The sequence below is a fragment of the Mycobacterium neumannii genome (genome assembly GCF_002245615.1).
GTDB classification, from domain to species: domain Bacteria; phylum Actinomycetota; class Actinomycetes; order Mycobacteriales; family Mycobacteriaceae; genus Mycobacterium; species Mycobacterium neumannii_A.
Genome location: NZ_NKCO01000004.1, coordinates 36,414 through 61,278, shown reverse-complemented (window position 1 = coordinate 61,278; position 24,865 = coordinate 36,414). Strand labels below are relative to the sequence as shown.

The following is a 24,865-nucleotide window of genomic DNA, read 5'->3' as shown; positions in this document are numbered from 1 at the left end:
TTGGGCCTGTCGGTGGCGACCTATGCGAAGGTGGGGATATGAAGACGCACCTGAACTGCCCGTGTGGCGAAGCGATTGTCGGTAAGGACGAGGAGGACCTGGTCGAGAAGGCCCAGGCGCATCTGTCCGAGTCGCATCCCGGCCGCGATTACGACCGGGACGCGATCCTCTTCATGGCCTACTGATCCTGATTCCACACCGACGCAATGGTCGATCGCGGGCGGGCGAATCAGCCAAAACGTCGGTTTGACGACTACTGATCCCGGCGAGCGACCGCATTTGCACGCGCCGGCGCGGCGTGTCGCGGTGCAAACACGGCCGCTCGCGGGGATGTGTGTGGTCCCGCGAGGATGTGTGTGGGCCGGCGGGGGTTGAGGCAGACGTTACGGAACGACCGTCGAGCCGATCGTCGGCATGAACTGGCACTGCCGTTCGGTGGTCGTGACCTGTCCGAAGATCGTCGACAGGATGCTGCCGGAGCCGGTGTCGGCGATCGCCGTCAGGGTGGTCGGCCCCTCGGGGTTGATATCCGAGCGCGGCTTCAGCGTGGCGCTGCCTGACTTACCGGTGGTCAGGTTGACCCAGGTGACGTTGAGCGGCAGCTTCTGCTCGGCCGCGGGGCCGGGCGTGCCGACGGCGGTGAACACGTAAGCGGTCTGACCCGGACTGGGGCCCGGAGTCGGGATCTTCGCGGGCCCGGCCACCGAAATCGCGGTGGCGAGTACGTTTCCGCCGTCGCCCAGGCAATTGTTGCTGATCGACGGGTACATGAAGTCCTGCGTCGGCGGGGCGTCCGGGCCGAAGCCGGGGCCGGGCGCGGCGGCAGGAGCCGGTGCGGGTGCTGGACCCGGGGCAGGCGCGGCCTCCGGAACCGGCGCCGGAGCGGGAGCCGGAGCGGCCTCGGGTGCGGGCGCCGCGGCAACAGCCACCGGTGCAGCCGCAGGCGCGGGTGCCGGAGCGGGAGCGGCCGCAGGTGCGGGCGCAGGTGCGGGAGGCGCCTCCGATGCCACCGCCGCTTCCGGTACGGGTCCGACGGCGTGAGCGGGGTTGATCCCGGCCGGCAGGTGCGCCTGCTCGCCCGGCACCGCACCGGGTGCCGGGGTGTGCGCGACGAACTGGTTGACCGCCGACGCGACATTGCGCGACTCGGGGGGCGCGACCGCGTCACCGGCGAACACCGCGGCCGCGGCCATCAGCGTCGATGCGGCATTCGTCGGATCCGCGGCGGCCTGCTGGATCGCCGGGCTGATGCCCTGGACCGCCGTCAGGCCGGGCGCCTGCAGCCCGTCGATCGGCCCCGGGGGCGCGGGTTCGGCGCCGGCCACACCGGTCACGCCGCTGGCGAGCAGCGTGGCCGATGAGCCGATCGCGAGGGCGACGGTGGCGAACATCCTTCGAGCTGACATGGCTCCCTCAGAACGTGGTTGTAGTGGTCGTGTCTGCCAGTGGGTGGTTCGGCGTCGCCCCGCGGATCACGGAAGAGCCGACAGCGGCATCAGCAGCGGCGCCATACCCGCGCTGGGCAGTGCCGGGGCAGCGGCAGGCGCAGTGGCGGCCGGGGCCGCGGCGGCGGGTGCGGCAGCCGCCGGCGTGGCCGCCTGTGCGGCGGCGGGCAGGAGGCCGGTCAACGGCGTTCCCTCAGGCAGCAGGGAGGCCAACCCGGTCGGCAGGTTGGACAGCAGGTTGGCCGGGTTGGCCGGCGCGGCCGCAGGCGTGGCTGCGGGTACCGCCGGCGCCGCGGGCATACCGGGCAGCGATGACGGCGGCTGCGGAAGGGTGACCGTCGCCGTCGCCGACGGAGGCGTCGCGGCCGGGGCGGCGGGGGCCTGAGCGGTGTTCAGCAGCGATGTGAAGCCCTGCATGAGCTGCGTCGCGGCGGCCGGGTTCGACGCCAACTGCTGGATGAGCGGCAACCCCGGCACGCTGGGCGCGGGTGCCGGCGCCGCGGGCTGGGCGGTGGCGGTGGCGCTCAGCGCCAGCGCGGCCGAGACCGCTCCCGCCGCGGCGATCATGGTGGTCGCGAACAGTTTTCCGGTGCTGCGCATGGTTCTCCCAATCAGTTGTGTCGGCACGTCTTCGCCCGAAGCTACGGAGTTACTGGTGTGACTCAAGTGACACATGTGGCAGTGACTCAACCGTTACGCAAGCGAGGGGTTTCGGTGACCGGCCGATAGAGTCGGGCGGATAGACACCTCGACAAGCGCCGCCCCGTCGCGGATGGCCGAGCGACTGGCCGCTGCGGCGCCCGTGCTGTTGGTGATCAGCATCGCCGCGCGACTGGCGTGGACCTATCTGGTGCCCAACGGCGCGAACTTCGTCGACCTGCACGTCTACGTCGGAGGTGCCGGCACGCTGGATCAACCCGGCGCGCTCTACGACTACGTCTATGCCGAGCAGACGCCGGACTTCCCGCTGCCTTTCACCTATCCGCCGTTCGCCGCGGTGGTGTTCTATCCGCTTCACCTGTTGCCGTTCGGCCTCGTCGCGTTGTTGTGGCAACTCGGAATCATCGCCGCCCTTTACGGTGTGGTGCGCATCAGCCAGCGGCTCCTGGGTTCCGGCGATCGGCGGACCGCGATGCTGTGGACGGCGGTCGGCATCTGGCTCGAACCGCTGCGCAGCACCTTCGACTACGGGCAGATCAATGTGGTGCTCGTGCTGGCGGTTCTCTATGCGGTGTACAGCACGCGGTGGTGGTTGTCCGGCCTGCTGGTCGGCGTCGCGGCAGGGTTGAAGCTGACGCCCGCGGTCTCGGGGTTGTACTTCCTCGGTGCGCGGCGATGGGGTGCGGTGATCTTCTCAGCGGTCGTATTCGTTGCGACCGTGGGGATTTCGGCCTTGGTCGTCGGCGACGAGACCCGGCGCTACTTCACCGAACTGCTCGGTGACGCCAATCGTGTCGGCCCGGTCGGCACGTCGTTCAACCAGTCGTGGCGCGGTGGGATATCGCGGATCCTCGGGCACGACGCGGGGTACGGGCCGGCGGTCGTGGCGGGCATCGCGGTGACGGCGGTGCTGGCGGTCCTGGCGTGGCGCGCGATCGGCGGCGCGTCGGATCGGTTGGGTGAGATCGTCGTGGTGCAGTTGTTCGGTCTGCTGCTCTCACCGATCTCGTGGACACATCACTGGGTGTGGCTGATCCCGTTGATGATCTGGTTGCTGCACGGGCCGTTGAGCGCCCGTCTCGGCGCGCGGGTGCTGGGGTGGGGCTGGCTCGTGCTCACGCTGGTGGGCGTGCCGTGGCTGTTGAGCTTCGCGCAGCCGTCGATCTGGGTGATCTCGCGGCCGTGGTATTTGGCGTGGGCCGGGCTGATCTACGTCGTGGCCACGCTGGCGACGCTGGCCTGGATCGCCGCTACTGGCCGACGATCCCGTTGATGTCGCGGGCCATCTCGACGTCCTTGTCGGTGATGCCGTCCTCGGAGTGCGTCACCAGCGCGAAAGTTACTGTGCGCCATCGGATGTCGATATCAGGATGGTGGTCCTTGGCTTCGGCGTGCTCGCCGACCCGACGGACGGCGTCGATACCGTCGAGAAAGGCCGGGAACTTGATCGAGCGACGCAGGGCGCCGTCGGCGCGCTCCCAGCCGGGCAGGTCGGGCAGTGCGGCGTCTACTTGTTCGTCCGTTAACACAGCCATGGGCTCGACGGTATACCTTCGGTCGCGATGTCAGAGCAGATCGTGGTGGCCGGTGCGCTGATCGACGCCGGGGTGCTGCTGGTGGCGCAGCGCGAGCGGCCGCCCGAACTGGCCGGGCTGTGGGAGTTGCCCGGCGGCAAGGTGTCGGCAGGCGAGACCGACGAGGCCGCGCTGGCCCGCGAGCTACACGAAGAACTCGGCGTGGAAGTGACCGTCGGCGCGCGTCTGGGCGCCGACGTCGCGCTCGGACCGACGACGTCTCTGCGCGCCTACGTCGTCACCCGGACCGGTGGCACCCTGCATCCCAATGACCACCGGGCGCTGCGCTGGGTCACCGCCGACGAACTCGACGGCCTCGCTTGGGTTCCCGCCGACCGCGCGTGGGTGCCGGAGCTGCGCCTGGCGCTGGGGGGTCAGTAACGCAAGCCGTCGCGGACGACGCGCACCGCCGGTTGGTGATGCACCGCGTAGATGGGGTGCAGCAGCGCCGGATGCCGGCAGTGCACGCAGGATTCGCGCGATGCGGTGGTCGACGACAGCGTCAGGTGGTGACAGGTCGCGCATCGCACCACGAAAGCGGCGCCCATCCAGTTGAGCAGTCCGATGTAGATCGCCGCGACTGCGGCGGCCGCCAGCACTCCGATGAGCACCACGGTGAGGATCTCGAAGATCATCATGACCCGTCTCCCTCCCTCGGGTAACGAGGTCGACGGTAGTCACGGCACCTGCGCAAACGCTGTGAGCTCCGGACTACTTGATCTTGCGCGCCCGCTTGTGCACCTTCGCCAGGTCCTTGCCGCGCAGACCGTTGAGTTCCGCCTTGCGGACCTGGTGCACCACGACCGGGCAGCGCTTACACCGGGGCTTGCTGCGGCAGCACTTCTTCTTCGGCTTGAGGTCGGCGAGCTTGCTGGGCTTCAAGTGACGGACATCTCTCGTTTTCGTGATCGGCCGACCGCACTGCGACAATCTCGAAGTGGATTTTAGGAACGTCGCCATCGTGGCACACGTCGACCACGGGAAGACGACCCTGGTCGACGCCATGCTGCGTCAGTCGGGCGCGCTCACACACCGTGGTGACGACGCCACCGAACGCATCATGGACTCCGGTGACCTCGAGCGCGAAAAAGGCATCACGATCCTCGCCAAGAACACCGCCGTGCACCGCCACCACGCCGACGGCAACGTGACCGTCATCAACGTCATCGACACCCCGGGACACGCCGATTTCGGCGGCGAGGTCGAACGCGGGCTGTCCATGGTCGACGGTGTGCTGCTGCTGGTCGATGCGTCCGAGGGGCCGCTGCCGCAGACCCGCTTCGTGCTGCGCAAGGCGCTGGCCGCCCATCTGCCGGTGATCCTGGTGGTCAACAAGACCGACCGCCCCGACGCCCGGATCAGCGAGGTCGTCTCCGACAGCCACGACCTGCTGCTGGACGTCGCATCGGACCTCGATGAGGAAGCGCAGATGGCGGCCGAAGAGGCGCTCGGGCTGCCGACGCTGTACGCGTCGGGCCGGGCCGGCATCGCCAGCACCACCGAGCCCGCCAACGGCGAGAACCCGGACGGCACCAACCTCGACCCGCTGTTCGACGTGCTGATGGAGCACATCCCGCCGCCCACCGGTGACTCCGAAGCCCCGCTGCAGGCGCTGGTCACCAACCTCGACGCCTCGGCGTTCCTGGGCCGCTTGGCGCTGGTCCGCATCTACAACGGCAAGCTGCGCAAGGGCCAGCAGGTCGCCTGGATGCGCGAAGTCGACGGCGTACCGGTCGTCACGAACGCCAAGATCACCGAGCTGCTGGCCACCGTCGGCGTCGAACGCAATCCGACCGACGAGGCCATCGCCGGCGATATCGTCGCCGTCGCGGGCATGCCCGAGATCATGATCGGCGACACGCTCGCCGATCCGGACCATGCGCACGCGCTGCCGCGCATCAGCGTCGACGAGCCGGCCATCTCGGTCACCATCGGCACCAACACCTCACCGCTGGCGGGCAAGGTGTCCGGCCACAAGCTCACCGCGCGGATGGTGCGCAACCGCCTGGACCAGGAACTGGTCGGCAACGTGTCGATCAAGGTCGTCGACATCGGCAGGCCCGATGCGTGGGAGGTGCAGGGCCGCGGCGAACTGGCGCTGGCCGTGCTCGTCGAGCAGATGCGCCGCGAGGGTTTCGAGCTGACCGTCGGCAAGCCGCAGGTGGTGACCCGCACCATCGACGGCAAGCTGCACGAGCCGTACGAGGCGATGACCATCGACTGTCCCGAGGAGTTCGTCGGCGCCATCACGCAGCTGATGGCCGCACGCAAGGGCCGCATGGAGGACATGACCAACCACGCCGCGGGCTGGGTGCGGATGGACTTCGTCGTGCCGAGCCGCGGGCTCATCGGGTTTCGCACCGACTTTTTGACCATCACCCGCGGCACCGGCATCGCCAACGCCGTCTTCGACGGCTACCGGCCGTGGGCGGGGGAGATCCGCGCCCGGCACAGCGGCTCGCTGGTCTCCGACCGCAGCGGTCAGATCACGCCGTTCGCGATGATCCAGCTCGCCGACCGCGGCCAGTTCTTCGTCGAGCCCGGCCAGGACACCTACGAAGGTCAGGTCGTTGGCATCAACCCGCGCGCCGAGGACCTCGACGTCAACGTGACCCGGGAGAAGAAGCTCACCAACATGCGCAGCTCGACGGCCGACGTCATCGAAACCCTGGCCCGGCCGCTGGAACTGACCCTGGAACAAGCCATGGAGTTCTGCGCCGAGGACGAATGCGTCGAGGTCACCCCCGAGGTCGTCCGCGTGCGCAAGGTGGAGTTGAACGCGAGCCTGCGCGCAAGGGCCAAGGCGCGCGCGAAGGCCCGCGGCTGAAACCGGCGGTCGCCGATCGGGCGGGTGCCTCAAAGTTGCCCGATACCCTGTTGGGCGTGCCCGGCCCCCGACGCGTCATCGCCACGTTGTCCGCGATGGTGACACTGTTGGCCGCCTGCACCGTCAGCCCGCCGCCCGCGCCGCAGAGCACCGATACGCAGCAGCAGCCGCCGCCTCCTCCGTTGAAGGCGACGCAGATCATCATGGCGATCGACTGGATCGGCCCCGGCTTCAATCCGCATCTGCTGTCCGATCAGTCGCCCGTCAACGCGGCGATCAGCTCGCTCGTGCTGCCTAGTTCCTTCCGGCCCATCGCCGATCCGAAGACCCCGACCGGGTCGCGGTGGGAACTCGACACCACGCTGCTGGACTCGGCAGAGGTGACGAGCCGAGATCCGTTCACCGTCACCTACAAGATCCGCCCCGAGGCGTCGTGGACCGACAACGCGCCCATCGCCGCCGACGACTACTGGTACCTGTGGCAGCAGATGGTCAGCCAGCCCGGGGTCGTCGACCCGGCGGGGTACGACCTGATCACCGGCGTGCAGTCGGTCGAAGGCGGCAAGACCGCGGTCGTGACGTTCTCGCAGCCGTATCCGGCGTGGCGCGAGTTGTTCAACGACATCCTCCCGGCTCACATCGTCAAGGACGTGCCCGGCGGGTTCGCGGCAGGCCTCGCGCGGGCGCTGCCCGTGACGGGCGGTCAGTTCCGCGTCGAGAACATCGACCCCCAGCGCGACGAAATTCTGCTGGCCCGCAACGACCGGTACTGGGGTCCTCCGGCGAAACCCGATCAGGTGTTGTTCCGCAGGGGTGGCGACTCGGCGGCGCTGGCCGATTCGATTCGCAACGGTGACACGCAGGTCGCCCAGGTGCACGGCGGGTCGGCCGTGTTCGCCCAACTGTCCGCGATTCCCGACGTGCGCACGGCGCGCATCGTCACGCCGCGTGTGATGCGCTTGAGTCTGCGGGCCCAGCAGCCCGCGTTGCGGGAGTCGCAGGTCCGCAAGGCGATCCTGGGGTTGCTCGACGTCGACCTTCTGGCCGCCGTCGGCGCGGGCGACGACAACACGGTGACGTTGGCTCAGGCTCAGGTGCGCTCACCGTCGGATCCGGGTTACACCCCGACCGCGCCGCCCGCGATGGCCAAGGAGGACGCCCTCGGGTTGCTGGCCGACGCGGGGTACGAGGTGGAACCCGTCGTGACCAGTGCGCCGCCTACACCGGGAACCCCCCCACCGGACGGCGACCGTGGGCGCATCGCCAGGAACGGTGAGCCGTTGACGTTGGTGATCGGGGTGGCGGCCAACGACCCGACGTCGGTGGCCGTGGCCAACACCGCGGCCGACCAACTGCGCAACGTCGGCATCGCCGCATCGGTGTCGGCGCTCGACCCCGTCGCGCTCTACGACGATGCGTTGCCCAATAACCGGGTCGATGCGGTGGTCGGCTGGAATCAGGCGGGCGGCGATCTGGCCACGTCGCTCGCGTCGCGCTACGGCTGCCGGGCGCTGGAGGCGACCCCGGTGGCGACGGTCCAACCCGGCCCAAGAGCGACTGCTCCCGCGACCCCGGCACCGAGTACGACGCGGCCCACACCCACCGCGACGACGCCGAGTCCACAGCCCGAACCCGAAACCGACGAACTGGTTCAGGCGCCGAGCAACATCACCGGGATGTGCGATCGCAGCATTCAGCCGAAGATCGACGCCGCGCTCGATGGCAGCGAAGATATCGCCGATGTCATCACCGCCGTCGAACCGCGCCTGTGGAACATGGCGACCGTGCTGCCGATCCTGCAGGACACCACGATCGTGGCGTCGGGCCCGAGCGTGCAGAACGTCAGCCTGTCCGGTGCCGTGCCGGTCGGCATCGTCGGTGACGCCGGCGAATGGGTGAAGACCAAGCAGTAGCGCCTCACCCGCCGGTAATGGCCCGCCTGTCGCGCAGCACGCGCAAGCCGTGTGCGGCGAACGCCGCGATTGCGAACACCACCAGCAGCCAGTAGGGCGGATGCGCGAGCTCCCAGACAAACAGCGCCGCGAACGCCGGTGCGCGCTGGGTGATCGCCAGCACGCCCGCTGCACACGTCAACGACAAGGCCGAGACGGGGAGGTCCGTTCCCGCCCACTGATTGAGTGATAGGGCGACGAGCGACCCAGCGGCCGCACCCGTCGCCAACGCCGGAGTGATCAGGCCGCCGACCGCGCCGGCGCGCAGGAACACCGCGGTGAGAAGCGGCTTCAGCAGCAGGATCATGGCGGCCGCGCCGAGCGTGAGCCCGTTGTTGACGCTGACAGTGAGAATGCTTCTGCCGTTACCCGGCAATTCGGGCCACCAGATCGAGCACACGCCGGTCAGCAGGCCGGCCGCGGCGATCGCGGGAACCAGCATCGATGAGCGCATCTGGATCCGTGGCCGGGCGGCGGTCATGACGCGGTCGAAGGCCAAGCCGACCGCGGCGGCCAGCGGCGAGATGGCCACCGCCAGAAACGCGAACAGTGGCGACAGCTCGAAGTCGGGCCAGGTCAACGCGTGCTCGAGATGGGTGACCGGAGCCGCCACCGCCACGGCCAGGCTCGACGTGATCAGCGCCGCGCCGACCGCACGCGGATGCCAGGTTCGGAGCAGGATGCTTGCGGTGAACAAGGCCCCACCCAACGGCACGCTGTACACCGCGCCGAGCCCGGCGCCGGCGGCGCAGGCGAGCAGGATCTCGCGATCGCGCGCAGTCAGGGCGAGCCGTGTCGTCCCGAAATCGCCGAGCGCGGCGGCGATCTGGCGCGGCGCGCTCTCACGCCCCAGCGATGCGCCCGATCCGACGAGCAGCACCTGAAGTGCGGCGTCTATGCACAACGGCACGCGGGGCAGTGGGCGGGGTTCCCTGATGGCCGAGGACAACGACGGAATCTCGGTGCGCCGACGCAGCAGCCACCACCCGAAACCGGCAAGCGCCCCGCCGATCATCGGGCCTGCGGCGCGCCGGACCGGACTGCTCCCGCCGATACCGGTGAGCAGGGTACCGAACGAGTAGTGGTACGTGAGGTGTTCGACGCCGTGCAGGAGCAGCGTCGTGGCCGCACCCGCGACGCCTGCGAGCAGACCGATGACGATGATCGCGCAACCGAACTCCACGGTGCGCCGGGACACCTCGTGAATGTATGCCAGCCGGCAGGCAAGCTGGTGCGAATGGAACGCGATGACCCCAGCGGTGGGCGGCTGTTGTTCGTGCACGCCCATCCCGACGACGAGACGCTGACCACCGGCGCCACGATCGCCCACTACGTCGGCCGCGGCGCGCAGGTGCGCGTAGTGACATGCACGCTCGGCGAAGAGGGCGAGGTCATCGGCGAGCGGTGGGCCCACCTGGCCGTGGACGAGGCCGATCAGCTCGGCGGCTACCGCATCGGCGAGCTGACCGCGGCGCTGAACGCGCTGGGCCTCGACGAACCGGAGTTCCTCGGCGGGGCCGGGCGCTGGCGCGACTCGGGGATGGCGGGCACACTGCGCCGGCACCACCAGAGGTTCATCGACGCCGATCCCGCCGAGTCCGTGGGTGCGCTGGTCGAAATCATCCGTGAGCTGCGCCCGCACGTCGTCGTCACCTACGACCCGCAAGGGGGTTACGGCCATCCCGACCACATCCACACCCACGAGGTGACGATGGCCGCCGTGGCCGCCGCCGAAGGGTCGGGGTTTCCTGGCGAGCCGTGGGCCGTGCCGAAGGTCTACTGGGCGGTGACGTCCAGGAACGCGATCGCCGAGGGGCTCGCCAGGATCGACGATGCACCCGCCGAGTGGACCCGGGTGACCGTGGACGAGGTGCCGTTCGGCTATCCCGACAACGAGATCGACGCGGTGATCGACGATCCCGGACAGTTGAGCGCCAAGGTGGCGGCGATGCGCGCGCACGCGACGCAGATCACCGTCGCCCCGGACGATCGCTCGTTCGCGCTGTCCAACAACATCGCGCTACCGGTCGGCGGGGTCGAGCACTACATCCTGGCCGCAGGTACGGCCGGTGAACGCGACAGCCGAGGCTGGGAAACCGATCTGCTCGCCGGACTGGACCTTCGATAGCGGCGGCGATAGGGAGTAAGCTCGCCCGCAGTCGGCGGCGCGACGAAGGGACGGCACATGGATCCAGATCTCGATCCCAACCTGCAGCACTGGCAGGACCGGTTCGACAGCCTGCAGTGGGTGATCGGTTCCCTCACCGGCATGCTGGACAGCATCCCGACCTGACCTCGCTCACCACCACCGCCGGGCCTCGAAGCGTGGCAGTCCTGACGCTGCTGGCCATCGACGGCGTGCTGTGCGCCATCGCTTCGGCCTTCTTCCTTCCGCTCCGCCTGGGGTCCGTCCCTTTTCCGATCAGCGCGTTGCTCGCCGGCCTGGTCAACGCCGCGCTGGTGTGGGCCGCCACGCACTGGACCACGTCGCTGCGGGTTGCGGCCCTTCCGTTGTGGACCTGGCTGTTGACGGTGGGGCTGATGACGCTGGGTGGACCGGGAGACGACCTGATCTTCGGCGGCGCCGGCGTGCTGGAGTTCGCGGCGCTGCTGCTCATCGTGCTCGGCACGCTGCCGCCTGCGGCGGTGCTGCGGGCGTACGTGAAGCGAGGACTAGGGTGACCCGTATGTCAGGCGTACGGCACGCGCAAGCGGTTTCACCATGTGAGACCGGATCTGAGACCGGATCTGCGTCGGAGGGGATGAAACTCGTCGGCGGCGGGGTTACAGGGGAGTGGCTCTGAACCCTCAGCGCGGCGCCGATCTGCCCGACCCGGTGATCTCACCGAAGCCCGATCAGCCCAGTCCTGCGGCGCTGCGGCGGGTACTGCGACGCGCACGCGACGGGGTGGCGCTCAACGTGGACGAAGCCGCGATCGCGATGACCGCCCGCGGCGAGCAGTTGGCCGAGTTGTGTACCAGCGCATCACGGGTGCGCGACGCCGGACTCGAGGCAGCAGGGCGGCGCGGGCCCTCGGGACAGCTACCGGTCAGCTACTCGCGCAAAGTATTCATTCCCGTCACGCATCTGTGCCGCGACACCTGCCACTACTGCACGTTCGTCACCGTTCCCGGCCGGCTGCGTGCGCAGGGCAAGGGCATGTACATGGAGCCCGACGAGATTCTCGACGTCGCGCGGCGCGGGGCCGAATTGGGTTGCAAGGAAGCGTTGTTCACGCTCGGTGACCGCCCCGAAGCGCGGTGGGACGAGGCCCGCCAGTGGCTCGACGAGCGGGGTTACGACTCCACGCTGGACTACGTGCGCGCGATGGCGATCCGCGTCCTCGAAGAGGCCGGACTGCTGCCACACCTGAATCCCGGCGTGATGAGTTGGTCGGAACTGTCCCGGCTCAAGCCGGTCGCACCGTCGATGGGCATGATGCTCGAAACCACCTCGCGGCGGCTGTACGAGACGCGCGGCGCGGCTCATTTCGGCAGCCCGGACAAGGACCCCGAGGTTCGGCTGCGGACCCTGGCCGACGCGGGTCGGCTGTCGATCCCGTTCACCACGGGCCTGCTCGTCGGAATCGGTGAGACGCTTGTCGAGCGGGCCGAGACCATTCACGCGATCCGCCGGTCGCACAAGGAGTTCGGGCACGTTCAGGAAGTGATCGTGCAGAACTTCCGGGCCAAGGACCACACCGCGATGGCCTCATCGCCGGACGCGGAGTTCGAGGACTTCCTGGCCACCATCGCGGTCACCCGGCTGGTGCTGGGACCCAAGATGCGGGTTCAGGCACCGCCGAACCTCGTGTCGCGCAACGAGTGTCTGGCCCTCGTCGGGGCCGGGGTCGACGACTGGGGCGGTGTCTCGCCGCTCACCCCCGACCACGTCAACCCCGAACGCCCGTGGCCTGCACTCGACGAGCTGGCCGCGGTGACCGCCGACGCCGGCTACGACCTGGTGCAGCGGCTCACCGCGCAGCCGCAGTACGTGCAGGCGGGTGCGGCGTGGATCGACCCGCGGGTGCGGGGCCACGTCGACGCGCTTGCCGACCCCGACACCGGTTTCGCGCTGGACGTCAACCCGGTCGGGCGGCCGTGGCAAGAGCCCGATGAGGCGTCGGAGTCGTTGGGCCGCACCGACCTTCACTCCGCGATCGACGACGCCGGCCGGCTCACCGAGACCCGCAGCGACCTCGACAGCGCGTTCGGCGACTGGGAGTCGATCCGTGAGAAGATCTCCGAACTCGCGGCCAGGGCACCCGAACGCATCGACACCGATGTGCTGGCGGCGTTGCGCGCCGCCGAACGCGATCCGGCCGGGCTGTCGGACGACGCGTACCTGGCGCTGGCGTGTGCCGACGGTCCGGCATTGGATGCGGTTGGCGCGCTTGCCGATTCGCTGCGCCGCGACGCCGTCGGGGAGGACGTCACGTTCGTCGTCAACCGCAACATCAACTTCACCAACATCTGCTACACCGGTTGCCGGTTCTGTGCCTTCGCCCAGCGTAAAGGCGACGCCGATGCGTATTCGCTGTCGGTGGACGAGGTCGCCGACCGGGCGTGGGAGGCGCACGTCGCGGGCGCGACCGAGGTGTGCATGCAGGGCGGTATCGACCCCGAACTGCCCGTCACCGGCTACGCCGATCTGGTGCGCGCGGTGAAGAAGCGGGTGCCGTCGATGCATGTACATGCGTTCTCGCCGATGGAGATCGCCAACGGTGTCACCCGCAGCGGCCTGTCGATTCGCGAATGGCTGACGTCGTTGCGCGAGGCGGGCTTGGGCAGCATCCCGGGCACCGCGGCAGAGATTCTCGACGACGAAGTGCGATGGGTGCTGACGAAAGGCAAGCTGCCGACGTCCATGTGGATCGAGGTCGTGACGACCGCCCACGAGGTCGGTCTGCGGTCCAGCTCGACGATGATGTACGGCCACGTCGACCAGCCCCGACACTGGGTCGGCCACCTACGGGTGTTGCGCGAAATCCAGGACCGCACCGGCGGGTTCACGGAGTTCGTGCCGCTGCCGTTCGTGCACCAGAGCTCGCCGCTGTATCTGGCCGGCGGCGCGCGGCCGGGCCCGACGCACCGCGACAACCGCGCCGTGCACGCGCTCGCGCGCATCATGCTGCACGGCCGGATCTCCAACATCCAGACCAGCTGGGTCAAACTCGGCGTCGAGCGCACCCAGGTGATGCTCACCGGCGGGGCCAACGACCTCGGCGGCACCTTGATGGAGGAGACGATCTCGAGGATGGCCGGTTCGGAGTTCGGCTCCTACAAGACGGTCGAGGAACTCGTCTCGATCGCCGAGGGCATCGGCCGCCCGGCGCGCCAGCGTTCCACGACGTACGCCCCCCTCGCCGCCTAGCTCTACTTCCGCGAGCGACCGTGTCTGCCCCCCGACACGCCGCGTTCCGGCGAGATTTTGCGGTCGCTCGCGGCCTGAGCCGCGGGCCTGAAAGCGCGGGCCTCGGTTCCGTGACCCCTTCGGAATAAATCCGGACTGTGGTCCGTTTCGATAGGAAGTGCCTCCGATGGCGGACCGGCACCCCGAAGAACCAATCGAAACGAAGGAGAAGCGAGCATGACCACAGCTGTTAGGACCCCCCTTTCCGTCGGCACCTGGACCATCGACCCCGTGCACTCGACCGTAGGGTTCTCCGTACGCCACATGATGGTGAGCAAGGTTCGCGGCACGTTCGACGACTTCAACGGTGCGATCACCGTCGCCGAGGACGGCACGCCCTCGGTCACCGCCGAAATCAAGGTCGACTCCATCAACACCCGTAACGAGCAACGCGACGGCCACCTCAAGTCGGCCGACTTCTTCGACACCGCAGAGCATCCGATCGCCACCTTCACCTCGACCGGTGTGCGGCCCAACGGCGACACCTATCTCATCGATGGCGACTTCACGCTCAAGGGCGTCACCAAGCCGATCACCCTCGAAGTCGAGTTCAACGGCGTCAACCCCGGCATGGGACAGGGCGAGGTCGCCGGCTTTGAGGCCTCAGTTGTGCTGAACCGCAGAGACTTCGGCATCAACATCGACATGCCGCTCGAGACCGGCGGCGCGGTCGTCGGCGACAAGGTCACCGTCACCCTCGAGATCGAGGCCCTCAAGCAGGCCTGACCCGTCAGGTCTTCAACGGCAGCGGTGGTGGTGTCTCGTCGGGCACCACCACCGCGACGACCGACTCGAGAAGCCAGAACACCACCGTCGCAACCACGATCACCAACGCGGGCACGACGACGATCGGGGCGGCGACGAGCAGCACCAGAAGCAGGGCGCCCGGCAGATCTCTCCACCAGCCGGCGCCGCCCTTGCCCTGCAGGATCGCGGAGAGTCGAACCGTCGCCCAGATGATCCAGCGCCGCAGCAGGCTCACGCCGTCGCGCTGCATCTGCAGGCGAAAGCGGTAGTCGGCGGTCCGGCGGTCACACCCCGTGCGCTCCGGAAAGCGCCACAGGTAGTCGTGGAGGACGGCTGCGCGCGCATAACGCCCGGCGCGGGGCACGAACCAGGCCACCACGCCCGGCACCGACACCAGATCGGTCGCGAAGTCGGCGCTGACCTCGAATTGCTCATTCGGCCCCTCGAACCCGAGCGGCTGCGTGGTTCGCCATTCGTCCCACGCGCTCTCCTTGAAGACCCGTTTGGTGGCGCGTACGGCGTCGACCTCGGCTGCGGTCAGTTGTCGGACATGGAGGACGGCCGTCTTGTCGACGGGCGGGGCGCAACGTTCCATCACGCAGGTATAGCAAGGTGGTCGCGCCGTGCGGTCGAACTGAGGGGTGTCTGCTAGGCAGTTGTATGTGCAACGTTTAGTATCAGTAACCACGCGCAACCCTTACCAGGGGTGCGCGTGAAAGTTAGGGCACACTGAGACGACCGTCCAAGTAACGACCACGGATACTTGCGGCTGACTTGGATGCCCACCCCGTACGGCAGCCCACCGGACAGGAGATCGAGGAGACCTTGAGGAGAACACGGTGACGTACGTCATTGCCGAGCCTTGTGTCGACGTCAAAGACAAGGCGTGTATCGAGGAATGCCCAGTCGACTGCATCTACGAGGGCGCTCGCATGCTCTACATCCACCCGGATGAGTGCGTGGACTGCGGTGCCTGCGAACCGGTGTGCCCCGTCGAGGCCATCTACTACGAAGACGACGTGCCTGATCAGTGGAGCAGCTATACGCAGATCAACGCCGACTTCTTCGACGAACTGGGCTCGCCCGGTGGCGCGTCGAAGGTGGGCCAGACCGACAACGACCCGGAGCCGGTCAAGAGCATGCCGCCGCAAGGTGAGGACTGATAACGGCTCACGCAGGGCGCAGTATGCCGCCGCCCGCGCAGCGCAGCCGAGCGGCGCGACAGCCCCGTAGCGCGTCGCTGCCGGCGTTTCCCTGGGACACCCTGGCCGACGTGACCGCGCTGGCTCGTGCGCACCCCGACGGCATCGTCGACCTGTCCGTGGGCACCCCGGTGGACCCGGTGGCACCCGTCATCCGCGAGGCGCTGACGGCGGCCAGCGCCGCGCCCGGCTACCCGACCACCGCAGGCACCCCCGCCTTGCGAGAAGCGGCGGTGAACGCGCTGGCGCGGCGCTACGGCATCACGGGCCTGTCGCCCGACGCCGTGCTGCCGGTGATCGGCACCAAAGAGCTGATCGCCTGGTTGCCGACGCTGTTGGGGCTGGGTCCCGACGACGCTGTGGTCGCGCCCGAGCTGGCGTACCCGACGTACGACGTCGGCGCGCGGCTGGCGGGCGCGCGGATCGTGCGGGCCGATTCGCTGACACAACTCGGTCCGCAGACTCCCGCCCTGGTGTACCTGAACTCGCCGAGCAACCCGACGGGCAAGGTGTTCGGCGTCGACCACCTGCGCAAGGTGGTCGACTGGGCGCGCGAGCGCGGTGTCCTTGTCGCCTCCGACGAGTGCTACCTCGGGCTGGGCTGGGACGCCCAACCGCTGTCGGTGCTGCATCCGTCGGTCTGCGACGGGGACCATACCGGGCTGCTGGCCGTGCATTCGCTGTCCAAGACGTCGTCGCTGGCCGGGTACCGGGCCGGTTTCGTCGCGGGAGACCCGAGCGTCGTCGCCGAGCTGCTGGCGGTTCGCAAGCACGCCGGAATGATGGTGCCGACGCCGGTGCAGGGCGCGATGGTCGCCGGTCTCGACGACGACGAGCACGAACGCGAGCAGCGCGCCCGCTACGAGAAACGGCGCGAGATCCTGCTTCCCGCCGTGCGCGCGGCCGGGTTGACCGTCGAAGACTCCGAGGCCGGGTTGTATCTGTGGGCGACGCGCGGAGAGCCCTGCCGTGACACCGCCGCCTGGCTTGCGCAGCGCGGCATCCTCGTCGCACCCGGCGAGTTCTACGGCGCCCGCGGGACCAAACACGTGCGGATCGCGTTGACCGCGACCGACGAGCGGATATCGGCGGCCGCACAGCGCCTCACGGCCGATTAGATTCCGTCGCTCGTAAACCGAGCGCGAGCACCAGCCGGTCGTCGGGATCGTTCAGCGACGTCGACAACAACTTCTCGATGCGACGGATCCGGTAGCGCACCGTGTTCGGATGCACGTGTAGTCGCTGAGCGACCGCGGTGATGTCACCGAAGGCGTCGAGGTAGGCCCCGAGCGTTTCGGCGAGCACCGGATCCTGTTCTCGCAGTTGATGTATCCGCGGGTCGACGAGCCGCTGACCGACCCGCGACACGATCTCGTCGAGCAGCACGGTGGTACGCGCGTCGTCGAGCGACGCGACGTGGCCGATCGCGCCGGGGTGACGCTGTGCGCTGTCGAAGACCCGGTCCACCTCGGCGCGCGCGTTCGCGGCGGCCGCCAGTCCGGCAAGCGGGGCGGCGACGACCGCCCGCAGCGAGAGCCCCAGTTCGCGGTCGAGCGTCGCGACCGCACCGCGCGCCCACGACATCACCGATGACGGCGCACCGATCTTCGGAAGCAGCACATAGACCCGCCCACCGCTCGACGCGATCTGCGCATCGGGCCGAAAGGCGCTGGCGCTCAGGGCGATCACACTCGCCGGTGTGGTGCCCTCGGGATCGACGAACCCGACGAGCGCACCTCGGCCCTCGACGGAGACGCCGAGTTCCCGTGCGACGGCTGCGACATCGACGGCGTCACCGGACAGGCCGAGCAGTTCCTGCACCTGTCTGGTGTGTGTGGACGGCGAGGCCGACAGCCGCGACAGAATTCGTGCCGCAAGGACGGCGCCGCCGCGCAGCACCTCCTCGACATCGTCGGCCAGTGGTGCCGAACCCTGTTGCAGCCAAATGGTTCCGGCCAACCGGCCGGCTTTCGCAGCGGGAACGTGGATGCCGACCGCCAGGCGCGGTCGCAGCCCCAACTCCGGTCGTTCGGCGACGCGCACAACGTCGGTGCTCGAACGCAGGGCGTCGAAGATGCCCCACTGCGCGAGCCAGGCCAGGTGCTCGGGCGGGCCGGCGCGGCCGAGGATGGTCAGCCGGCGTAGCTCGTCGGCCTCGTCGCTGGACGCCGAATACGCCAGCACGTGGGAATTCTCGTCCTCGATGCTGATCATGCCGCGTGTGCGATCTGCCATCGACTGGGCCAAGCCGAACAGGTCGGTGCCCGGAGCGTGGTGCGGATCGCCATGGTCGCCGTGATGTTCGAACGCGTGGTTCACCAGTTTGTACAGCGACTCCCAGCGGGCCTGCGGTTCGACGGCCACCACCGCGGTGCCCAGCGCGACGGCCTGCTCGACCGCGGCAGGACACGGTTCCTTGACGAAGATCGCGGCGGGCACCCGGCCGGTGCCTGCGAACTGCCGCTCGAGCCAGCGCACCGCGTCCACGTCGTCGACACCGAGCAGAAAGAACAGGTCCGCTGAGCCGGGTCCGACGGCCAGACCCAGCCGGACATCGTCGGCGTCGACCAGGGCGACCGATGCGACGGGCATGTCCAGGCCGCGCGGCGCCTCGACCAGCGTCACCATGGTCCGGTCCAGCGCCAGCAGCAGTCGGCCGAGGCCGAGACCGGCGGTTCGTGGCTCCATCGCACGCCCCTTTGTCTGATCCGACTATAGATCGTCGGTGGCGTTGTCGGATCGGCCATCGGATCGGGTGTCGTGGCCGAGCATCATTTCGTCATGGATGCCATCACCGACGTTCCCCCTCCGGCGAACGAGCCGGTCCACGATTACGCGCCGGGCTCGGGTGAACGCGCCCGGCTCATCGAGGCGCTGACCTCCGTCGCCGCCCACCCCGTGGACCTGCCGCACGTCATCGGCGGCCAACACCGGATGGGTGACGGCGACCGCATCGACGTGGTGCAGCCACACCGTCACACCGACCCTTCCGGGCGGCTGGGCACCCTCACCAACGCCACTCACGCCGACGCGGCCGCGGCCATCGAGGCCGCCATGGTCGCCAAAGCGCAGTGGGAGGCCACTCCGTTCGACGACCGGGCCGCGGTGTTTCTGCGGGCGGCTGACCTCCTCGCAGGCCCGTGGCGCGAAAAACTCTGCGCCGCCACCATGCTCGGGCAGTCCAAGTCGGCGTATCAAGCCGAGATCGACGCGGCCTGCGAGCTCATCGACTTCTGGCGGTTCAACGTCTCGTTCGCCCGAAAGATCCTCGAGCAACAACCGATCAGCGTGCGCGGGGTCTGGAACCGCACCGACTACCGACCGCTCGACGGGTTCATCTACGCGATCACGCCGTTCAACTTCACCGCGATCGCGGGCAACCTGCCCACGGCGCCTGCGCTGATGGGCAACACCGTGATCTGGAAGCCGTCGCCCACCCAGACGTTCGCCGCCTATCTCACGATGCAGTTGCTGGAGCAGGCCGGTCTGCCGCCCGGCGTCATCAACCTGCTCACCGGGGACGGCGTGGCGGTTTCCGAGGTGACGCTGTCGGATCCGCGGCTGGCAGGCATCCACTTCACCGGGTCGACCACGACGTTCCAGCATCTGTGGCGCGAGGTGGGCAACAACATCGACCGCTACCACGGCTACCCGCGCCTGGTGGGCGAGACGGGTGGCAAGGACTTCATCGTCGCCCATGCCAGCGCGCAGCCCGACGTGCTGCGCACGGCGCTGATCCGCGGCGCGTTCGATTATCAGGGCCAGAAGTGCTCGGCGGCGTCGCGGGCGTTCATCGCGCGCTCGGTGTGGCAGCAGATGGGCGACGACTTCCTCTCGGCGACAGAGGAACTGCGCTACGGCGACGTGACCGACCTGACCAACTTCGGCGGTGCGCTGATCGACGCACGGGCGTTCACCAAGAACGTCAAGGCGATCGAGCGCGCGAAGACCGCCCACGTGACCATCGCCGTCGGCGGCGAATACGACGACACAGAAGGCTATTTCGTCCGACCGACCGTGCTGTTGTCCGACGACCCGTCCGACGAATCGTTTCACACCGAGTATTTCGGGCCGATCCTGGCGGTTCACGTCTACCCCGACGACGGATACGACCGCATCCTCGACGTCGTCGACACCGGGGCGAAGTACGCGCTGACCGGTGCGGTGATCGCCGACGACCGCTCGGCGGTGCTGGCGGCCGAACGGCGACTGCGCCATGCGGCAGGCAACTTCTACATCAACGACAAGCCGACCGGTGCAGTCGTCGGACAACAGCCCTTCGGCGGGTCGCGGGCATCGGGCACCAACGACAAGGCGGGTTCGGCGCTGAACCTGCTGCGGTGGACATCGGCGCGCTCGATCAAGGAGACCCTCGTCCCGCCGACCGACCACAACTATCCGCACATGGAGCAGTGATGGGATTCTTCCAACGCGTTGCGCGGCCGGCGATCATGGCCGCCGGCCGGCGGGACTCCCTGCGAAGAACCGCCGAGCGGCTTCCACTCACACGTGATGTCGTGCACCGGTTCGTGCCGGGGGAGACGGCGGACGATGCGCTCGACGCCGTTGTCCGGTTGCGTGATTCGGGTCGCCTCGTGTCGATCGACCACCTCGGCGAGGACGTGACCGACGCGGACACCGCGACCGAGAACGTGCACGCGTATCTGACGCTGCTGGACGGTCTCGCGCGGCGTGAAGAGGGACCGGCCGAAGTGCGGCCACTCGAGGTCTCGTTGAAGTTGTCTGCGTTGGGGCAGGCATTGGCACGCGACGGCGAGAAGATCGCGCTGGAGAACGCCCACACCATCTGCGAACGGGCACAGCGCATCGGGGTGTGGGTGACGGTGGATGCCGAAGACCACACCACCACCGATTCGACCCTGTCGATCGTGCGCGATCTGCGCACCGAGTTCGGCTGGCTGGGAACGGCTCTACAGGCGTATCTCAAGCGCACGCATGCCGACTGCCGGGAACTCGCCGGCCCTGCTGCATTCTCTTCGCGCAAGCGCTCATCGGCGGCTGCGCGAATCCGATTGTGCAAAGGTGCCTACGACGAACCGGAGTCGGTGGCCTACCGCGACCGCGACGACGTCACCGACTCCTACCTGAGCTGCCTTCGGGTGCTGATGGCAGGAAACTGTTACCCGATGGTGGCCTCGCACGACCCGGCCGTCATCGCGGCGGTACCCGCGCTGGCCGCCGAGAACAACCGCGGCCGAGACGGTTTCGAGTACCAGATGCTGTACGGCATCCGCGATGCCGAGCAGCGCAGGCTGGCCGATGCGGGCAACCATGTGCGGGTGTACGTGCCGTTCGGCGCTCAGTGGTACGGGTACTTCGTGCGCAGGCTCGCAGAGCGGCCCGCCAACCTGATGTTCTTTCTGCGGGCGCTGGCCGAACGCCGCGGCGCTTAGAGTGCCACGCCGACGGGAATGCCGGGTGAGCTGACGGGGCGCGCGGCGACAGGCATCACAACCGTCCCGCGGCATGCTCCGCTCAGGATTTCGGTCTGCCAGGTCCCGAACAGCTGTCCGTCGATGTCGGGGGCGTAGAACACGCGCGACCGCGCCGGTGCGTACTCGCTGGGAACCCCGTCGCCGCGGAAGCACTCCCACTGCCAGTTGTAGGCGTACTGCCAGCGCGCCCCATCCCAGGTGTAGCGGACCGGTTGCGGGATGGTGGGATTGCTCGGCGCGGGACCCGACACGACGGTGGCGACACACAGCCCCGCCGAGCAGTCGGTCGCCAGCACGTACTGCGCACTGAAATCGGGTTCGGGTTGAGCGGCGGCGATGCTGGTGCCCATCTTGTCCGACGCGTAGGTGACGATCTCGTAGCGCCCGTTCCACGCCGGATTCGCTGCGGCGGCCGTCGGCAGCAGCGAAACACTCGCGGCCGCAGCACATGTCAGCCCCAACAGCGCACTGGTCAGGGCACGGGCGGACATATCGTGAACACTACTGAGCCGACGTCCGCCAACCCCTCGCGACACGGTTTGCCGAAGGCTACGACACCGTCACGGATTGGTCTCGATGTGCCGGTGGTCGGGGGCCCTCGCCGCAGCCGGCGGAGGACACGAGGAAGTAGCCGGCGCCGCCGAACACCAGCGGCATCATCGCCATCATCCCGTAGATCGCGGTCATCGTGTCACCTCCTCCGATCGCTCCTACTTGGTACACGAAGCAGGGCGGCTCACGGTTCGAAGTGGGTGTCGACGGGCCGGTTACGGCCGAGGCGCGAAGATGCGAAACGTGTTGTCTTCGGGATCGCGGAAGACGACCCAGTACAGACCGTCCTCCTGGTGATCACCGACGCGCACTGCGCCCAACGATTCGACTCGGTCGGCGTGCTCCGACCACGCGGGTCCGCCGTTGAAGTCGATCATCAGCCGATTCTGTCCGGCGGGCAGGTCCGCGGCCGGGCGGCCCTGGAACATCCAGGTCACCCCGCCGTCGTCGAGGCCGACGGTCGCGAACTCCGCGGTCGCGTGCTCGTCGACCGGCCGGTTGAGCACCCTGGACCAGAAGCGCGCCAGCGCGGCGGCGTCGCGGCAGTCGAACGAATACATGCCGATCGGCATGGTGTCTGAAGTCGCCATGTCAGTCTCCTGTGGTCGCTTTTCTGCGTCACTGTGAAGACTCGGCACCGCGACCAAACTCATCGCATCCGTCAGCGCCCCGACAGCACCAGCAGGGCCCACGCCGCGATCGACTGCGCATCGGTGATCACCCCGTCGCGCATCATCTGCTCGATCTCGGCACGGGTGAACCATTCGCTGTGCATGTCCTGTTCCTCGTGCTCGCGGTCGTGCTCGCCCTCGGTGATGCCGGTCGCCAGGAACACCCAGCCGCGCTGGCTGCTCATTCCGGGCGCCACGTCGAGCAGTCCCAGGCGCACCAAATCCCCCGCGCGCAGACCCGTCTCCTCACGCAGTTCGCGCGCCGCGAGGTCGGCGGGCGCGAGGTCCTTCTGGTCCGGCGCGGTGCCCTGCGGAAACTCCCAGCGCCGGAGACCCAGCGGATAGCGGAACTGCTCGACGAGCCGGAACCTGTCGCCATCCCGCGCGATCACCAACGCATAGGTCGGCTTGTCCACGACCGCGTAGATGCCGTCGCTGCCGTCGGGTCGGCGGATGTCGTCCTCGCGCAGCACCATCCAGTTGTTCCGGTAGACCTCGCGCGATGCCAGCCGCTCAATGTGAGTCACGCGCCCAGTATCGCCGAGCCGATATGGGTAACCTCGCTGCTTATGCTGCTGGCTTCGCTCAACCCCGCCGCGATCGCGGGTGGCGCCGACATCGGGGACGCGGTCCGCATCGGCGGGGCGCAGTTGTCGCGCAGTGATCTGGTGGGCGCCGCGACGTCGGTGGCCGAACGCGTCGCGCGTGCGCAGCGGGTCGCGGTACTGGCCACCCCGACCGTGGAGACCGTTTTGGCGGTGACCGGCTGCCTGATCGCCGGTGTGCCGGTCGTCCCGGTGCCCGCCGACGTCGGCGCCGCCGAGCGCAGACACATTCTGGGCGACTCGGGCGCGCAGGCGTGGCTGGGGGAGAAGCCTGCGGAGACCGAGGGTCTGCAGCACGTGCCGGTGCGACTGCACGCGCGCTCGTGGCACCGTTACGCCGAACCGTCCGCCGAGTCGCCCGCGTTGATCGTCTACACGTCCGGCACGACCGGCCCGCCCAAGGGTGTCGTCGTCAGCCGCCGCGCGATCGCCGCCGACATCGACGCGCTCGCCGAAGCGTGGCAGTGGACGCCCGACGACATCCTGGTGCACGGCTTGCCGCTGTATCACGTGCACGGGTTGATCCTCGGGCTGCTCGGATCGCTGCGCATCGGAAACCGGTTCGTGCACACCGGGAAACCGAGTCCGCCGAACTATGCGGCGGCAGGTGGGACGTTGTACTTCGGGGTGCCGACGGTGTGGTCGCGGGTGGCCGACGACGCGGACGCGGCAGCGGCTCTGGCGTCGGCGCGGCTGCTGGTCTCGGGCAGCGCCCCGCTGCCGGTGCCGGTGTTCGACAAGTTGGTCGAAAGGACAGGGCACCCGCCCATCGAACGCTACGGATCGACGGAGTCGCTGATCACGATCAGCACCCGCGCCGACGGTGAGCGCAGACCCGGCTGGGTAGGCCTGCCGCTGACCGGTATCGAGACCCGCCTGGTCGACGAGCACGGCGACGCGGTGCCGCACGACGGGGAAACCATTGGGCAGCTTCATGTTCGGGGCGCGACGTTGTTCGACGGCTACCTCAACCGCCCCGATGCGACCGCCGAGGTGCTCGACCCCGACGGCTGGTATCGCACGGGCGACGTCGCGGTGATCGACGCCGACGGTATGCACCGGATCGTCGGACGCGAATCCGTCGACCTGATCAAGACCGGAGGTTTCCGGGTGGGTGCCGGCGAGATCGAGGCTGCACTGCTCGGACATCCCGGTGTGCAAGAAGTGGCGGTCGTCGGTGTGCCCGACGAGGACCTCGGCCAGCGCATCGTCGCGTTCGTCGTCGGTGACGCCACCCCCGACGAGCTGATCGAGTATGTAGCCCAACAGCTCTCGATACACAAGCGACCGCGTGAGGTGCGGCTGGTGGACTCGCTGCCGCGCAACGCGATGGGCAAAGTGCTCAAGAAGGAGCTGGCACGGTGACGCTGAAGTTCGACGAGATCTGCATCGACGCCCACGACGCCTCGGCGTTGGGCCGGTGGTGGTCGCAGGTGCTGGGCTGGCCCCACGACGTCGACGACGACGGTGACGTCGTGCTGCACGCACCGCCCGGCGCCGGCCCCGACTGGCTGTTTCTCGCGGTGCCCGATGACAAGGTCGCCAAGAATCGCATCCACTTCGACTTCCGGCCTGACGATCAGCAGGCCGAAGTCGAGCGGGTGGTCGGCCTCGGCGCGCGCCACGTCGACATCGGCCAGGGCGACGAAAGCTGGGTCGTGTTGGCCGATCCGGAGGGCAACGAATTCTGCATCCTGGCCGCCGAAGATTGACCGCGCCGTCCCTATTGGCGCGAGCGTGCGCGTCTGTATACGACACGCC

Annotated in this window: 27 protein-coding genes; 15 read left to right on the top strand and 12 right to left on the bottom strand. The window is 68.6% G+C overall.

Translation table 11 applies throughout. The annotated features are described in order from the left end of the window. Positions 1–38 precede the first annotated feature (38 nt). Positions 39–185, top strand: a complete 147-nt coding sequence (locus tag CEX88_RS06790; RefSeq protein ID WP_066808023.1) for a DUF1059 domain-containing protein — start codon at positions 39–41, stop codon at positions 183–185. A gap of 198 nt (positions 186–383) precedes the next feature. Here the strand turns inward: CEX88_RS06790 and CEX88_RS06785 are convergent, their stop codons facing one another. Then, entirely contained in the window at positions 384–1,406 is a 1,023-nt protein-coding gene (locus CEX88_RS06785) for an Rv1157c family protein (RefSeq protein ID WP_094292902.1), read from the bottom strand. 66 nt (positions 1,407–1,472) lie between these two features. Beyond that, complete coding sequence (locus CEX88_RS06780) at positions 1,473–2,045, bottom strand: hypothetical protein (RefSeq protein WP_094292901.1); 573 nt, start codon at positions 2,043–2,045, stop codon at positions 1,473–1,475. A 172-nt stretch (positions 2,046–2,217) separates the two neighbouring features. On the opposite strand from CEX88_RS06780, the gene CEX88_RS06775 reads away from it, so the two are divergent. After that, positions 2,218–3,378 (top strand): mannosyltransferase, encoded by a 1,161-nt coding sequence (locus tag CEX88_RS06775; RefSeq protein ID WP_094292900.1) that lies wholly within the window; start codon positions 2,218–2,220, stop codon positions 3,376–3,378. Here CEX88_RS06775 and CEX88_RS06770 read toward each other — a convergent pair. After that, the gene (locus CEX88_RS06770; RefSeq protein ID WP_094292899.1) at positions 3,356–3,640 is read right to left on the bottom strand and encodes a 4a-hydroxytetrahydrobiopterin dehydratase; all 285 of its coding nucleotides are present in this window, start codon (positions 3,638–3,640) and stop codon (positions 3,356–3,358) included. The genes CEX88_RS06775 and CEX88_RS06770 overlap by 23 nt on opposite strands. A gap of 27 nt (positions 3,641–3,667) precedes the next feature. Here CEX88_RS06770 and CEX88_RS06765 point away from each other — a divergent pair, with 27 nt between their 5' ends. Then, positions 3,668–4,060, top strand: coding sequence for a (deoxy)nucleoside triphosphate pyrophosphohydrolase (locus tag CEX88_RS06765; RefSeq protein ID WP_066808028.1), 393 nt, complete (start codon positions 3,668–3,670; stop codon positions 4,058–4,060). On the opposite strand, the gene CEX88_RS06760 is transcribed toward CEX88_RS06765, so the two are convergent. Both CEX88_RS06760 and CEX88_RS06755 read right to left on the bottom strand, forming a co-directional pair. Next, positions 4,054–4,317, bottom strand: coding sequence for a hypothetical protein (locus CEX88_RS06760; protein ID WP_068195547.1), 264 nt, complete (start codon positions 4,315–4,317; stop codon positions 4,054–4,056). The two genes, CEX88_RS06765 and CEX88_RS06760, sit on opposite strands and share 7 nt — an antisense overlap. 73 nt (positions 4,318–4,390) lie before the next feature. Beyond that, on the bottom strand, positions 4,391–4,561 hold the full coding sequence (locus tag CEX88_RS06755; protein WP_094292898.1) for a hypothetical protein: 171 nt from the start codon (positions 4,559–4,561) through the stop codon (positions 4,391–4,393). A gap of 55 nt (positions 4,562–4,616) precedes the next feature. On the opposite strand from CEX88_RS06755, the gene typA reads away from it, so the two are divergent. Then, positions 4,617–6,506 (top strand): translational GTPase TypA, encoded by a 1,890-nt coding sequence (gene typA, locus CEX88_RS06750; protein ID WP_094293093.1) that lies wholly within the window; start codon positions 4,617–4,619, stop codon positions 6,504–6,506. Positions 6,507–6,556: 50 nt separating this feature from the next. Next, positions 6,557–8,419: an ABC transporter family substrate-binding protein gene (locus CEX88_RS06745; protein ID WP_202931404.1), complete on the top strand. Its 1,863-nt coding sequence runs from the start codon at positions 6,557–6,559 to the stop codon at positions 8,417–8,419. Positions 8,420–8,423: 4 nt separating this feature from the next. On the opposite strand, the gene CEX88_RS06740 is transcribed toward CEX88_RS06745, so the two are convergent. Then, complete coding sequence (locus CEX88_RS06740; protein ID WP_094293092.1) at positions 8,424–9,656, bottom strand: chloride channel protein; 1,233 nt, start codon at positions 9,654–9,656, stop codon at positions 8,424–8,426. Between the two features lie 39 nt (positions 9,657–9,695). Between CEX88_RS06740 and mshB the strand changes: the two genes are divergently transcribed. The 4 genes from mshB (at position 9,696) to CEX88_RS06720 (ending at position 14,597) form a co-directional block, all read left to right on the top strand. Further along, a complete protein-coding gene (mshB, locus tag CEX88_RS06735; RefSeq protein WP_094292896.1) occupies positions 9,696–10,586 on the top strand; it encodes an N-acetyl-1-D-myo-inositol-2-amino-2-deoxy-alpha-D-glucopyranoside deacetylase in 891 nt (296 codons plus the stop codon). Between the two features lie 116 nt (positions 10,587–10,702). After that, positions 10,703–11,140: a hypothetical protein gene (locus CEX88_RS06730; protein WP_420799194.1), complete on the top strand. Its 438-nt coding sequence runs from the start codon at positions 10,703–10,705 to the stop codon at positions 11,138–11,140. A 142-nt stretch (positions 11,141–11,282) separates the two neighbouring features. Next, a complete protein-coding gene (locus tag CEX88_RS06725) occupies positions 11,283–13,832 on the top strand; it encodes a bifunctional FO biosynthesis protein CofGH (protein WP_420799201.1) in 2,550 nt (849 codons plus the stop codon). A gap of 216 nt (positions 13,833–14,048) precedes the next feature. Continuing rightward, positions 14,049–14,597, top strand: coding sequence for a YceI family protein (locus tag CEX88_RS06720; protein WP_094292893.1), 549 nt, complete (start codon positions 14,049–14,051; stop codon positions 14,595–14,597). Positions 14,598–14,601: 4 nt separating this feature from the next. Here CEX88_RS06720 and CEX88_RS06715 read toward each other — a convergent pair whose 3' ends face one another. Further along, positions 14,602–15,213: a DUF1353 domain-containing protein gene (locus CEX88_RS06715; RefSeq protein ID WP_082962024.1), complete on the bottom strand. Its 612-nt coding sequence runs from the start codon at positions 15,211–15,213 to the stop codon at positions 14,602–14,604. 244 nt (positions 15,214–15,457) lie between these two features. Here CEX88_RS06715 and fdxA point away from each other — a divergent pair, with 244 nt between their 5' ends. Then, the gene (gene fdxA / locus CEX88_RS06710) at positions 15,458–15,781 is read left to right on the top strand and encodes a ferredoxin (protein WP_064398016.1); all 324 of its coding nucleotides are present in this window, start codon (positions 15,458–15,460) and stop codon (positions 15,779–15,781) included. Between the two features lie 23 nt (positions 15,782–15,804). Then, complete coding sequence (gene dapC / locus CEX88_RS06705; protein WP_094292892.1) at positions 15,805–16,938, top strand: succinyldiaminopimelate transaminase; 1,134 nt, start codon at positions 15,805–15,807, stop codon at positions 16,936–16,938. On the opposite strand, the gene CEX88_RS06700 is transcribed toward dapC, so the two are convergent. After that, a complete protein-coding gene (locus CEX88_RS06700; protein WP_094292891.1) occupies positions 16,925–18,508 on the bottom strand; it encodes a PucR family transcriptional regulator in 1,584 nt (527 codons plus the stop codon). The two genes, dapC and CEX88_RS06700, sit on opposite strands and share 14 nt — an antisense overlap. A 93-nt stretch (positions 18,509–18,601) precedes the next feature. Between CEX88_RS06700 and pruA the strand changes: the two genes are divergently transcribed. Together pruA and CEX88_RS06690 are read left to right on the top strand one after the other, a co-directional pair. Then, positions 18,602–20,236 carry an L-glutamate gamma-semialdehyde dehydrogenase gene (gene pruA / locus CEX88_RS06695; RefSeq protein WP_094293091.1) on the top strand — a complete coding sequence of 545 codons (1,635 nt, stop codon included), beginning with the start codon at positions 18,602–18,604 and terminating at the stop codon, positions 20,234–20,236. Next, on the top strand, positions 20,236–21,234 hold the full coding sequence (locus CEX88_RS06690; RefSeq protein ID WP_094292890.1) for a proline dehydrogenase family protein: 999 nt from the start codon (positions 20,236–20,238) through the stop codon (positions 21,232–21,234). Before pruA ends, CEX88_RS06690 begins: the two co-directional genes overlap by 1 nt. Here CEX88_RS06690 and CEX88_RS06685 read toward each other — a convergent pair. The 4 genes from CEX88_RS06685 to CEX88_RS06675 form a co-directional block, all read right to left on the bottom strand. Further along, positions 21,231–21,767: an Rv2253 family sensor-like surface protein gene (locus CEX88_RS06685; RefSeq protein ID WP_202931395.1), complete on the bottom strand. Its 537-nt coding sequence runs from the start codon at positions 21,765–21,767 to the stop codon at positions 21,231–21,233. The genes CEX88_RS06690 and CEX88_RS06685 overlap by 4 nt on opposite strands. A gap of 58 nt (positions 21,768–21,825) precedes the next feature. After that, on the bottom strand, positions 21,826–21,963 hold the full coding sequence (locus tag CEX88_RS26025; protein ID WP_202931394.1) for a hypothetical protein: 138 nt from the start codon (positions 21,961–21,963) through the stop codon (positions 21,826–21,828). A gap of 80 nt (positions 21,964–22,043) precedes the next feature. Continuing rightward, on the bottom strand, positions 22,044–22,418 hold the full coding sequence (locus CEX88_RS06680; RefSeq protein ID WP_094292889.1) for a VOC family protein: 375 nt from the start codon (positions 22,416–22,418) through the stop codon (positions 22,044–22,046). Positions 22,419–22,489: 71 nt separating this feature from the next. Further along, positions 22,490–22,975 (bottom strand): NUDIX domain-containing protein, encoded by a 486-nt coding sequence (locus CEX88_RS06675; protein ID WP_420799200.1) that lies wholly within the window; start codon positions 22,973–22,975, stop codon positions 22,490–22,492. A gap of 93 nt (positions 22,976–23,068) precedes the next feature. Here CEX88_RS06675 and CEX88_RS06670 point away from each other — a divergent pair, with 93 nt between their 5' ends. Both CEX88_RS06670 and CEX88_RS06665 read left to right on the top strand, forming a co-directional pair. Beyond that, entirely contained in the window at positions 23,069–24,469 is a 1,401-nt protein-coding gene (locus tag CEX88_RS06670) for an acyl-CoA synthetase (protein WP_094292887.1), read from the top strand. Further along, a complete protein-coding gene (locus tag CEX88_RS06665; protein ID WP_094292886.1) occupies positions 24,466–24,816 on the top strand; it encodes a VOC family protein in 351 nt (116 codons plus the stop codon). The genes CEX88_RS06670 and CEX88_RS06665 overlap by 4 nt, the downstream gene beginning before the upstream one ends. Positions 24,817–24,865 lie beyond the last annotated feature (49 nt).